Source organism: Thiospirochaeta perfilievii, assembly GCF_008329945.1.
Taxonomy (GTDB): domain Bacteria; phylum Spirochaetota; class Spirochaetia; order DSM-2461; family DSM-2461; genus Thiospirochaeta; species Thiospirochaeta perfilievii.
The window spans coordinates 1,368,179-1,380,342 of record NZ_CP035807.1 but is presented as its reverse complement, the minus strand read 5'-3'; the positions used below and the strand labels follow the sequence as shown (position 1 = coordinate 1,380,342).

General features: G+C 32.7%; 11 protein-coding genes. 9 read left to right on the top strand and 2 right to left on the bottom strand.

Annotated features, from left to right (window positions below):
• Positions 1–18 precede the first annotated feature (18 nt).
• From EW093_RS06265 to EW093_RS06235, 7 genes are read left to right on the top strand one after another with little or no spacing between them, the layout of a single operon-like run.
• Positions 19–936: an ABC transporter permease gene (locus EW093_RS06265; protein ID WP_149567569.1), complete on the top strand. Its 918-nt coding sequence runs from the start codon at positions 19–21 to the stop codon at positions 934–936.
• Positions 937–959: 23 nt separating this feature from the next.
• On the top strand, positions 960–1,817 hold the full coding sequence (locus EW093_RS06260; RefSeq protein WP_149567568.1) for a carbohydrate ABC transporter permease: 858 nt from the start codon (positions 960–962) through the stop codon (positions 1,815–1,817).
• 52 nt (positions 1,818–1,869) lie between these two features.
• Entirely contained in the window at positions 1,870–3,300 is a 1,431-nt protein-coding gene (locus EW093_RS06255) for a type 2 periplasmic-binding domain-containing protein (protein WP_246745076.1), read from the top strand.
• A gap of 43 nt (positions 3,301–3,343) precedes the next feature.
• On the top strand, positions 3,344–4,672 hold the full coding sequence (locus EW093_RS06250; RefSeq protein WP_149567566.1) for a glycoside hydrolase family 28 protein: 1,329 nt from the start codon (positions 3,344–3,346) through the stop codon (positions 4,670–4,672).
• Positions 4,666–5,511 (top strand): sugar phosphate isomerase/epimerase family protein, encoded by an 846-nt coding sequence (locus EW093_RS06245; protein WP_149567565.1) that lies wholly within the window; start codon positions 4,666–4,668, stop codon positions 5,509–5,511. Before EW093_RS06250 ends, EW093_RS06245 begins: the two co-directional genes overlap by 7 nt.
• On the top strand, positions 5,508–6,611 hold the full coding sequence (locus EW093_RS06240) for a glycoside hydrolase family 88/105 protein (RefSeq protein WP_149567564.1): 1,104 nt from the start codon (positions 5,508–5,510) through the stop codon (positions 6,609–6,611). Before EW093_RS06245 ends, EW093_RS06240 begins: the two co-directional genes overlap by 4 nt.
• 3 nt (positions 6,612–6,614) lie before the next feature.
• A complete protein-coding gene (locus EW093_RS06235; protein WP_149567563.1) occupies positions 6,615–7,439 on the top strand; it encodes an alpha/beta hydrolase in 825 nt (274 codons plus the stop codon).
• Here the strand turns inward: EW093_RS06235 and EW093_RS06230 are convergent.
• Together EW093_RS06230 and EW093_RS06225 are read right to left on the bottom strand one after the other, a co-directional pair.
• Positions 7,394–8,359 carry an alpha/beta hydrolase gene (locus EW093_RS06230; protein WP_149567562.1) on the bottom strand — a complete coding sequence of 322 codons (966 nt, stop codon included), beginning with the start codon at positions 8,357–8,359 and terminating at the stop codon, positions 7,394–7,396. The two genes, EW093_RS06235 and EW093_RS06230, sit on opposite strands and share 46 nt — an antisense overlap.
• Entirely contained in the window at positions 8,334–9,077 is a 744-nt protein-coding gene (locus EW093_RS06225) for an SGNH/GDSL hydrolase family protein (RefSeq protein ID WP_149567561.1), read from the bottom strand. Before EW093_RS06225 ends, EW093_RS06230 begins: the two co-directional genes overlap by 26 nt.
• A 169-nt stretch (positions 9,078–9,246) precedes the next feature.
• Here EW093_RS06225 and EW093_RS06220 point away from each other — a divergent pair, with 169 nt between their 5' ends.
• Positions 9,247–10,689, top strand: a complete 1,443-nt coding sequence (locus tag EW093_RS06220) for a tagaturonate reductase (RefSeq protein ID WP_187759856.1) — start codon at positions 9,247–9,249, stop codon at positions 10,687–10,689.
• Positions 10,689–12,152: a UxaA family hydrolase gene (locus tag EW093_RS06215; RefSeq protein ID WP_149567559.1), complete on the top strand. Its 1,464-nt coding sequence runs from the start codon at positions 10,689–10,691 to the stop codon at positions 12,150–12,152. The genes EW093_RS06220 and EW093_RS06215 overlap by 1 nt, the downstream gene beginning before the upstream one ends.
• Positions 12,153–12,164 lie beyond the last annotated feature (12 nt).

Sequence of the window (12,164 nt, the reverse complement as noted above, 5' to 3'; positions counted from 1 at the left end):
TTTGGAGGTATTGTTTTTATGGGGCAAAGTCTTGCTAATAATAAGGGGAATCTTTTAAGTAAACTTAATAGATTTAAAATGTTTTATCTATTAATGCTCCCTGGGTTTCTATTTTTAATTGTATTTAGATACGTGCCTATGTTAGGGCTTCGTTATGCTTTTTATGATTTCGATTTAAGAGGTTTAGGAGACTTTATTGGTTTTTCTCACTTTAGAGATGCATTTACAAGTGATAATTTTATTAGAGCTTTTAAAAATACACTAATCTTAAGTTCATTAAATATCGTTATACAGATGACTCTAATAGTCTCTATCTCTTTATTATTAAATGAGATAAAAAATCAGTTTTTTAAGAAAGTTGTTCAGACAGTAATATATCTACCCCACTTTTTATCATGGGTTGTAGTTGGTGCTGTTTTTAATCTTCTTTTATCACGTCAGGGTGGTTTGGTTAATGAGGTAGTTACAACGTTTGGAGGAGAAGCTAAGCACTTCTTAGGAGATCAATCCCTATGGAGACAGACTTTTCTGTTTATCTTGAGCTGGAGAGAGATAGGATGGGGTACTGTTATATTTTTAGCAGCACTTTCAGGTATTGACCCTCAACTATATGAAGCAGCGAAAATGGATGGTGCTAATCGATGGAAGCAGATGGTTCATATAACCTTCCCCCATCTTATACCTACTATAATTATTGTTCTTATAATGAATCTAGCAAAAATATTTAATCTTTTTGAATCAGTTTTTGTTCTCTATAACCCACTGGTATATAAGGTTTCAGATGTTATTCAGACCTATACATATAGGACAGGTGTAACAGAGTTTAGGTTTGGTTATGGTACCGCTGTAGGTCTAACAAGGTCTGTAATAGCATTTGTTCTTGTTATGGGTACAAACCAAATTGTAAAACGTCTACGTGGCGAATCGGTATTATAGGAGATGATAATGAAGAAAAAAGTGTGCTGCACAGAGATTCAGCATCTTACACTACGTTTAAAGTTTTAAATACACTATTTATGTGTCTTATAATTGTTACAGTTATGATTCCTCTTTTAAAAATCATAATTGACTCTTTTGATGGAAAGGCATCTGAAACAGTTTTTAGGTTTTTTCCAGAGAGTTTTACACTCGATGCATATAAGGTAATTATTAGCAGGCCTGTTATTTTTAGACCTCTAATTATAAGTGTTGTCGTAACAATTATTGGATCAGCTGTGGCTATGACAATTACATCGTTATACGCCTACGGGTTATCTAAAAAGGATCTTCCTGGTAGAAAGTTTTTTATGGGAATTGCGCTTGTTACAATGGTATTTAGAGCTGGTATGATTCCTCTCTTTTTAGTGGTAAATCAATTAGGTTTATTGAATACAATTTTTCCAATATTTTTAGTACATGCAATGGATGCTTACTATTTAATTCTACTTAAAAACTTTTTTGAGGGTATTCCCTCTTCAATCTTTGATGCGGCTGAGATTGATGGGTGTACTCCGTTTCAAACTTTTGTAAGGGTTGTTCTACCCCTATCGAAACCGGGTTTAGCAGCTATAGGTCTATTTTATATAGTATTCTTCTGGAATCAATTCTTTGACTATATTCTATATATTCAGACAAAGCCCCACTTACACAACTTTCAAGTATTTTTAAGAAGTCTTGTTATTGAAACAGATACTCAAGGTTTCGAAGGTTTCTCCTTTGCAACTCAATCACTTAAAAATGCAGCAATAACAGTTTCAATTATACCTGTACTTATCCTATATCCTTTTGTACAAAAACATTTTGTTAAAGGAATTAATCTAGGTGGAGTTAAGGGTTAAATAATAATTAAAAAAGGGTCGTAGACCTTTAATAAAAAAAATGGAGGATTTTATGAAATCTAAAATGTGTGTTTTAGTATTTGCAATATCTCTGCTACCAGCAGGTATTTTTGCAAATGGAAATGGTGAAGCAAATGGAACAGATTCAGTAACAAAAATTTCTGCAGTATTTGACAGATGTTTAACTGAAGAGAACGGTTTAAAAGAGTGGGGTGAGAAGTATAGCGAAATTTCTGGATTGAAATTAAGTATAACAAAACCTGCTCATAACCAGTATTCTCAAATATTATCTACAATCTTTGCCTCTGGAGACTACCCTGATGTATTAGAGATACAGACAAATGACTACCTAACATTCGCAAATTCAGGTCATTTAGTTCCTCTTGAAGATTATATAGCTGAATCAGAGCAATTTAAGGATGTTTCTAAAGATTTAATAGAAGCTTATAGGTTAAAAGATGGACATATATACGGTGTACCTTCAACTAATGCTGATGGTTGTGTTACTTATATTAGACAGGATTGGTTAGATAATCTTGGTCTAGATATGCCAACAAATTGGGATGAGTATTATAAAGTTTTAAAAGCTTTTACCTATGACGACCCAGATGGTAATGGGGTTAAGGATACAGTTGGTATAACTCTACCATTCCAAACAGGATATGAGTTTGACTATTATAATCGTATGATTATGCAGGATGCATACTTTGGTTATGATCAGAAAAATGGTAAATGGGTTGATGGTTTCCAACAACCAGAGATGATTAAAGCATTAGAGAGATTTTCTTTATTATATAAAGAGGGAATTCTTGATAATGAGTTTTTCACAAATAAAACTTCTACTGCTAGATCAAAAATATTTGAAGGTCAAGCGGGTGTAATGGAGTATTGGATCGGTTCTTGGGCAACAAGATTTGATGATAGTGCTAAAAATATTAATCCTAAAGCAAGTGTTGTTTCTATGCCTGCTATCGAAAATGCATACTATATAAACAGAGTTGTTCCAGCGTTCTCTATAACTTCAAAAGCAGCAGATCCAAAAATGGTATTTGATAAGTTTATGAACTTAATGATTGATAAAGCTGAAGGTCAGAAACTGTTTATCTATGGGGTAGAGGGTTTACACTATAAAACAACAGCTAATGGAATAGAGATGTTAGCTGAACCTTCAAACCCTGATAAGTTATTAACTAAGGCGTATTGTGATCCTAACTTAGCACCTAATGGAATGGAAGCTTTAATTGAAGTTCCTGAGTTAATTAGACTTTCTGCTAAAAACCATGATTCAAATGCAAGACAATTAGGTTTACCCCAGGGTGGAGATGTATTCTTAAAACGAAATAGTGAAATCTTAACTTTAAAACAAGAGATCTTTGCTGAAACAATTATTGGAGCATATACACCAGCAGAGGCTATAGCTATTTACAAAACTAAGGCTAAAGCACTTGGAATTGACGAAATTATAGCAGAATTAAATAGATAAAAATATAGCCGGGTTTTCCCGGCTTTAAATAAGAGGAATTTTAATGTCATCAGAGAGAGTTGTTATATACCCATCAACAAATCGAGAATTTGATAGTAAAATTCAGGATGTAATAAACTCCCTCTCAAAAAAAGGCGGAGGTGAGATTGTATTAAATCCTGGATTGTATAGGTCAAAACCAATTGAGCTTATATCTAATTTAAAAATAACATTTTTACAGGGGGTTATCATCCAGTTTAGTGATGATTTTTCCCATTATAATCCTCAATTTACAAGGTGGGAGGGTACAGAGTGTTACGCTTTGAGATCTATGTTATTTGCAGGTGATTGTGAGAATATTATACTTGAGGGACCTGGGGTTTTAGACGGTTTAGGCCAAAAATGGTGGAGTTCATACCAGAAACTAAGGTCTGGTATAGTCTCTGATTCAGTAAAAAATGTTCAAGAAAAGTTAAGGCTATTAAATAGAAATTTAAAGTTTGGATCAGGAGGTGGTGGCATAGAGACTAATTTTTTAAGGCCTTCTTTAGTTCAGTTTAAAAATTGTCATAATGTGAAAATATCTGGTTTAACACTAAAAGACTCAGCTTTTTGGAATACCCATATTTTATATAGTAAAAATATTGAATTAGAAAATCTATTTTTTATTAATCCCCCAGATGCACCAAATACAGATGGACTTGATATTGATTCTAGTTGCTTTGTAGATGTCAAAGGTTGTAACTTTAATGTTGGGGATGATTGCCTCTGTCTTAAATCAGGTATGGATGAGGATGGTCAGAGAGTTGGGATTAGTTGTAATAATATCTATATATCTAACTGTAGCATGAATAAAGGACATGGTGGAATTGTTTTTGGTTCTGAGACAGCAGGTGGAATAAACAATATAAAGATAAAAAACTGTACTATGTCTGGAACTGATAGAGGAATAAGAATAAAGACTCGTAGGGGGCGTGGGGGGGATATTAAAAATATAAATATAAATGACCTAAAAATGGAAGGAGTGATATCTCCTATTGTTGTTAATATGTATTACAGGTGTGGAGCTACAGAAGATAGTATTGGTCTATTAAGTTCTTTAGATACAAAAACCTTTGATCCTATTTCTACCCCTGTCATTGAGAATATAATAATTAGAAATATAGAAGCTCATAATATTAAGTCATCGGCTGCATTTTTTTATGGAATCCCAGAGAGTCCAATTAAAAACCTAAATGTAGAGAATTTTATTGTTACAACAGATAGGAATTCAAAGATAATGCAACCAGCAATGGACTTTTTTGATTCTCAACCAGAAGATTATAAAATTGTTATGAATAATGTAGAGAATCTTTATATAAAAAATATAGTTATAGATGGAGAGTTATGTTAAATATCGGTGTAAGAGCCCATGATTTTGGGAAATTAAGCGTTTCTGATCTTTCAGATAGAATATCAAAATATGGATTTAATAGCATACAATTAGCATTAAAAAAGGCAATTGATGGAATTGATGATGTTAATGGTATTTTAAGTCCAGGTATGGGAAACTATATAAGGGATAAATTTTATAAAAATGGTATAAATATTAGTGTGTTAGGTTGTTATATTAATCCTGTTCATCCAAATATGGACATACGTAAAAGACACCTTGATAGCTTTGTAGAGCATATTAGATTTGCTAGTAGTTTTGGTTGCTCAATAGTTGGGACAGAGACAGGATCAACTCTGCCAAATTGTGGTTTTACCCAGGATATATACAAGGAGTCTACTTTTATAGACTTTATAGAATCTTTAAAGGTATTAGTTGAAGCTGGTGAGAAATTTGGAGTAACTGTGGCAATAGAGGGTGTTGCAGATAAACATACTATATTTAGCCACGAGAGGATGATGCGGGTTTTAGAGCTGATACCATCTCCAAATTTAGGGATAATCTACGATCCTGTGAATTTTCTTCCTAATGATAAGTTGGATAAATCTGATGAATTAATGATAGAGGCTTTCCAACTTTTCTCCCATAAAATGGTCGCAATTCACGCAAAAGATTATGTTATTAAGAATGGGGTAAAAGATGGAACAATCCCTTCCGGCAAGGGCCGACTAAATTATGAACTACTGTTTTCTCTAATAAATAAACATAAACCTTATATTCATACTCTTTTAGAGAATAATGGGCCAGATACAATAGAAGATAGTTTCAACTTTATTAAGAAGTTAGGAGTTCGATTATGATAGACCGTTATATAGATAGATTGTTATTAGATAGTTCTCCCCAAAGGCCTTTGTGGAATCAGGAGATGATTATAGGAAATAAAAAGCCACACTGGAACTATATAGATGGCTGTATGATGACTGCATTTTTAACCTTATATGAGAAGAGTTTTGATAAAAAATATCTAGATTTTGTAGATAATTTTATAGATTATTTTATAGAAGATAATGGTAGTATTAAAAGTTTTGATATCGAAACCTATAATTTAGATAATATAAATGAGGGGCGAGCACTCTATAAACTTCATGATTATACAGGTAAAAAAAAATATAGAAAAGCGATTGAAAACCTTTATATTCAGCTACAACTACAACCTAGAACAAAGGAGGGTAATTTTTGGCATAAAGGGATCTATCCTAATCAGATTTGGTTAGATGGTCTGTATATGGCTCAGCCTTTTTATCTTGAGTATGAAAAAAGATTTAACAATAAAAAGAACTATATAGATATTTTAAACCAGATAAAGAATGTTGTTAAGCTAATGAAGAATAAAGAGACAGGATTATACTATCACGCCTATGACTCTTCTAGGGATAGTTCCTGGAGTAATGAAGAGACAGGGCTATCACAGAACTATTGGTTAAGGGCTGAAGGTTGGTTTCTTATGGCTTTAGTTGACATTTTAGAAATAGTAGAAGATAAAAAAGAGGAGTTATACTCTTTTGTTTCCAAAACTCTATTAGATTTAATAGAAGCACTTATAAAATATCAAGATATAAGTGGTATGTGGTTTCAGGTTGTTGATAAAATAGATGAACCAAGGAACTATTTAGAAACAAGTGGTTCAAGTATAATATCATATGCTATATTAAAGGCTGTAAGATTAGGTATTATTTCCAAAGAGTTTAAACCCTTTGGTGAAAAGGCATTTAATGGTATCTGTAATAAGTATCTATTTGAAAGAGATGGAGAGATGAACTTAGGTGGAATATGCTTAGTTGCAGGTCTTGGAGGTAAGGATAATAGGGATGGTAGTTTTGACTACTATATGTCTGAACCTGTTGTTGAGAATGAAGCTAAGGGTATTGCACCATTTTTACTTGCCTATCTACAGGAGTAGTTTTTGCTAAATATTGAAATTGATTTATGGGATGGTCTAGATTTTAACCAGATTTCTGAAGAAAGACCCAAATTAACTAGTTATATATTAAACTCTAATAAAAAAGTTCCTACGGTTATAATTTGCCCTGGTGGAGGTTACCAATATAGGTCAAAAAGAGAGGGGGAACCTATAGCTATAAGTTTTAATAATGCAGGGTATAATGCTTTTGTTCTTGAATACTCTGTTGCTCCATATACACACCCTCAGCCTATATTGGATTTAGCACGATCCCTAACTATAATCCGCCAAAATAGTGAAACTTGGAACATCGATATTGATAATATTATTGTTTGTGGATTTTCTGCTGGAGGACATTTGGCTGCTTCTATTGGTGTTTTATGGAGTAGTAACTTGTTTATAGGGGTATCTGGAATAGATACAAAGCTAATTAAACCTAATAAGCTTATCTTAGCTTATCCTGTAATTACATCTGGAGAGTTTTCCCATAGAGGGTCTTTTAAAAATTTATTAGGAGAATTTCCAAAAAGAGATGAATTAGAACTACTCTCCTTGGAAAATCAAGTAGATCATAACACTCCTGAAACATTTATTTGGCACACTTTAGAAGATGGGGCAGTTCCTATGGAAAACTCCCTCTTTTTTGTACATAAATTACGTAGTTTTAATATTCCTTTTGAGTTTCACATATATCCATACGGTGGTCATGGTCTCTCTTTAGCAATCCCGTTAACATCTGATGAAGAGTGCCAGATAAATTCCCACGTTTCTAGGTGGATGGATCAATGTCTAAGTTGGCTTAACCAATCAAAACAGTCTAAACCGTAAAATTTATGGGGCCCTGAATATATTTTATGTACAAAGTTTGACGGGCTTTTAATATTTTCTACCTGACTTAATACGTTTTTTATTTGAGACTTACCATTTAGATGATCCCTGTCACCACTTTCAATAAATATATTTTTTGCTAGTATTAATGAGGCCAGATCTTTCATATCATAATATAGCCACATATTTGGAATATAGTTGCATGAACAATTCCCATGTAGCTCTAAAAGAGACTCTTTAAAGCCGTACATATATCCACTAATTATAATATTCTTGATTCGAGGGTCTATAATAGAGCTGTATAGGGTCAAGGCTCCGCCACCTGAAAAACCAATACAGGATAGTTCTGTTATATCCATTAAAAAGTAATCTTTTATATAATCTATAAGTGTTATTACGTCAAAAACCATCATACCTGTAAGGGAAAGACCAAGGGATAAGGCTAAATTTGATAGCTCCCTACAGCTACAGGATGTTATAGCATTAGAGTATTCTTTACTTCTACTATCCCCAAAACCCCTACTGTCTGGGCAGAATACAGTATATCCCCTTTTTACTAGTTTAAGGCCATAGTCATAGTTATACTTATCTATAGCTGCTGCAACATCACTATCTGTTCTATCTCCTATTACTCCTAATCGACCACCACCTCCATGACCATGAAGAGAGATTATTGGAGTTTTCTTTATATTTCTTTTAGGTATTAAAACTGTTAATGGAATTTTATAAAACTCTTCAGAATCCAAATAATAATCTTCTCTTATATAGTCATCCATATCTAATCTACTTAGAAGTTTCGCTTTATGAGGCACCTTAGTTAGCCTAGATAATTTTAGTATTTCTGAGATATCTGGTTTTTTTTTACCACTATTGTGGTTTAAATCCCATTTATTTTTAAAATATTTCCCTATCCAATCCATCAACCACCTCTTTCTCCAATAAATATTGACCAAGGGGAGGATAGTTCTCTTTTATCGATTTACATAGAAGATAAGCAATTACGTCTGCACCCTTACTGTTTATATGTGTATTATCTATACTCTCTGGATTATTATACTTATTTGCATGTAGATTATATGTTTCAGCATCTCCTAGACAGTCGTATAGATTTTTGGTAATTTTTGTCATATCAATTACAGGAATATTTAACATATGTCCAAGTTCTCTAATTGCCTTTGGGTAGTCTCCTCCCCTGAATTGACTTGTTCCCTTTGATATATGACTATTTAGTTCCCCCCGTCTAACAATAGGTGTAACTAGAATTGGGAACGCCTTACTATTTAAGGCTATATTTATATAATACTTATCTAAAATATTTTTAAAACTACCATTATGGGTAATTGGAAGGGTCGGATCTGTATACCTTGTAATATCTGGCTTTTCATCATTATGAGAGAAGTCAATAAGTAAGTAGTCTCCCTTTTTAATATTTTTTAATAGGGTTATGTAGTTCTCTTCATTGATAAAACTTTTGCTACTCCTACCAGAAAGAGCTAAATTAACTATTTCTAAGTTATCAGAATCAGCATATTTGTGAATTTTTGTTCCATACCCCGATCTAGGAATAAAATAATCTTTATCCTCAAAACTACAAAGAGTTGAGTCTCCCACAATATATAGAGTGCTTCTGCCTCGCATAATAAGACATTAGCCTCCTTATTGTTATATGGTCAATTCGTATATAAGAATATTAGTGAAACCGAATACATTTATATCTTTTTGAGTTGCGCTTTTTTATACTCTAGTGTTATTCTATTTTAAATTACTAGTGTAACCGCTTACATTATCTAGGAAATAAGGAATGGAAATGGAACTAAATAAAAAAAATCTAGGAACTATTATAGGTAGAGAAAAAGATGAATACCCAGTTAAGGTATTACAGTTTGGAGAAGGTAATTTTTTAAGAGGTTTTGTTGATTGGATGATACATAGAACAAATCAAAAAGGGCTGTTTAATGGAAGTGTCAGAGTTGTCCAACCATTAGAGAATGGATTAATTACTATGCTTAATGATCAAAATGGACTATATACGCTTATTAGAAGGGGACTTTTTAAAGGTGAAGTTATTAATGATAATGAGATTATAACTTCAATAGAAAGGGGAATTAACCCATACACTGAATATGATGATTTTATACAATCTGCAGATTTACCAGAGTTAAGGTTTGTTGTGTCAAATACAACCGAGGCTGGAATAGTATATAGAGGGGGGGAATCTATAGATGATAAACCTCAGATATCATACCCCGGAAAATTAACTGCTTTTTTATATAGAAGGTTTAAAACCTTCAATAAATCAATAGATAAGGGATTAATAATTATTCCGTGTGAACTTATTGATAGAAATGGAGATAATCTTAAAAAAATAGTATATAGATTAGCAAATGAGTGGATTCTTGATAAAGAGTTTATCCAATGGTTAGATAATTCCTGTGCATTTTTTAATACTCTAGTAGATAGAATAGTAACTGGATATCCAAGAAATGAGGTAGAAGATTTGACAAAGGAGTTAGGATACAAAGATAATCTTCTAGATAGCTCTGAAGTTTTCAATCTTTGGGTTATAGAAGGGGATAAAAAGTATTCCGCTGAACTACCTCTTGCAGAAACAGATGGGTGTAATGTTATCTGGACAGAGGACATGACTCCATATAGAACAAGAAAGGTCCGGATATTAAATGGAATACATACAATGATGTGTCTCCCTGCTTATCTATACGGTGTTGAAACAGTTGGAGAGTGTCTAGAGAATAAAACTGTTAGAAGATTTATTGATAAAGCTGTAGAAACAGAAATTATACCAAGTATTAATTTTGATAAAAAAGAGTTAACTGAGTTTGCAAAGGATGTTATGGAGAGATTTGCAAATCCATTTATTAAACATGAACTTTTAAGTATCTCATTAAACTCTGTCTCTAAATATAAGGCTAGGGTTTTACCTACAGTTCTAGAATATATAGAACTTAATAAAAAAGCCCCTGAACTACTCTCATTCTCACTGGCATCCCTAATGCATTTTTATAAAGAACATGGTAAGGATAGTTCTGAAGTTTTGGAGTATTTTAATCGTGCTTACAAAGATTTTAATGGAACCAAGGAGTCAGGGGAGATTTTTACTAAAAATATAATGTCTAACTTAGATTTTTGGGGACAAGATTTGGCTTTAATCAAATTATTTTATAAGAAGGTAACACACTACTTTAATGAAATAGAGTCTAAAGGTATTAAGTCTGTAATGGAGAGTCTTTAATGAAAAAAGTTATACAAATCAATCCTAAAGATAGTGTTGCTGTAGCTCTTGAGCCTCTATATAAAGGTGACATAGTTGTTGTTAATGATGTTGAGATTAAACTTTTAGAAGATATAGGCCAAGCCCATAAGTTTGCACTTATGGATATAAAAAATGGGGATATGATTATTAAGTACGCTTCCCCAATAGCCCATGCTATTAAGGATATAAAACAAGGGGAGTTTGTTCATTCCCATAATATAAAAACTAATCTAGACGGAATTTTAGAGTATAATTATAACAAAGAAGAGCCACAATATAGTATTTATGCAGAGGATAAATACTTTATGGGTTTTTTAAGGTCAGATGGACAAGTTGGTATTAGAAATGATATTTGGATTATAAATACTGTAGGCTGTATTAATAGGACAGCTGAGAATATTGTTAAAAATTCTGGCGAAGGAGTATATACATTTGTTCATCCATATGGGTGTAGCCAGTTAGGAAGTGATCATAAAAATACACAATTAATATTAAAGAATTTAGTTAAACATCCTAATGCTGGTGGAGTTTTAGTTCTAGGTTTAGGTTGTGAAAATAATAATATCACAGAGTTTAAGAAGGTTTTAGGTAGTTATGATGAGAGTAGGGTAAGGTTTTTAGAGACTCAGACTGTAGAGGACGAGCTAGATGAAGCATTAAAAATTATTGCAGAACTAAAGAATATAACTCTTAAGGATAAGAGGGAGAGATTCCCTGTTTCAAAATTGAAAATAGGTCTAAAGTGTGGTGGGTCCGACGGTCTATCTGGAATTACAGCGAATCCTCTAGTTGGTAAACTTTCAAATAAACTAATTGATATGGGTGGAATTTCTATTTTGACAGAAGTTCCAGAGATGTTTGGAGCAGAGACCATTTTAATGAATCGTGCTAAAAGTAAAGAGATCTATAATAAAACCGTAAGTTTAGTTAATAATTTTAAAGAGTATTTTAAAAGATATAACCAAGTTGTATATGAAAATCCATCCCCCGGGAATAAGGATGGCGGAATTACTACTTTAGAGGAGAAATCTCTAGGTTGTATTCAAAAAGGTGGAGAGAGGGAGGTTCAAGCTGTGTTAAACTATGGAGAGATAGCAACAGAGTCTGGTTTAAACCTATTAAATGGTCCTGGTAATGATATTGTTGCTGTAACTAACTTATCTGCAGCAGGAGCCCACTTGATACTATTTACAACTGGACGAGGAACACCTTTAGGGGGACCTGTACCAACGGTTAAGATATCTACTAATAACTTACTTGCCAAAAAAAAGGGGCATTGGATCGATTATAATGCTGGAACATTAGTTGATAATGGTAATATTGATAAACTGTCAGAAGATTTTTTAGAGTATATTTTAGAAGTTGCTTCAGGAAAACAAACTTTAAACGAGATAAACAATTACAGGGAAATTTCAATATTTAAGGATGGAGTTACCCTATAAATAAGGAGATAA

Excerpts from the sequence above, each read along its gene's own strand:
- EW093_RS06230 (WP_149567562.1), bottom strand. The coding sequence starts at position 8,359 with ATGGATTGGATAGGGAAATATTTTAAAAATAAATGGGATTTAAACCAC.
- EW093_RS06220 (WP_187759856.1), top strand. The coding sequence starts at position 9,247 with ATGGAACTAAATAAAAAAAATCTAGGAACTATTATAGGTAGAGAAAAA.
- EW093_RS06255 (WP_246745076.1), top strand. The coding sequence starts at position 1,870 with ATGAAATCTAAAATGTGTGTTTTAGTATTTGCAATATCTCTGCTACCA.
- EW093_RS06245 (WP_149567565.1), top strand. The coding sequence starts at position 4,666 with ATGTTAAATATCGGTGTAAGAGCCCATGATTTTGGGAAATTAAGCGTT.
- EW093_RS06215 (WP_149567559.1), top strand. The coding sequence starts at position 10,689 with ATGAAAAAAGTTATACAAATCAATCCTAAAGATAGTGTTGCTGTAGCT.
- EW093_RS06240 (WP_149567564.1), top strand. The coding sequence starts at position 5,508 with ATGATAGACCGTTATATAGATAGATTGTTATTAGATAGTTCTCCCCAA.
- EW093_RS06250 (WP_149567566.1), top strand. The coding sequence starts at position 3,344 with ATGTCATCAGAGAGAGTTGTTATATACCCATCAACAAATCGAGAATTT.
- EW093_RS06265 (WP_149567569.1), top strand. The coding sequence starts at position 19 with ATGGGGCAAAGTCTTGCTAATAATAAGGGGAATCTTTTAAGTAAACTT.
- EW093_RS06225 (WP_149567561.1), bottom strand. The coding sequence starts at position 9,077 with ATGCGAGGCAGAAGCACTCTATATATTGTGGGAGACTCAACTCTTTGT.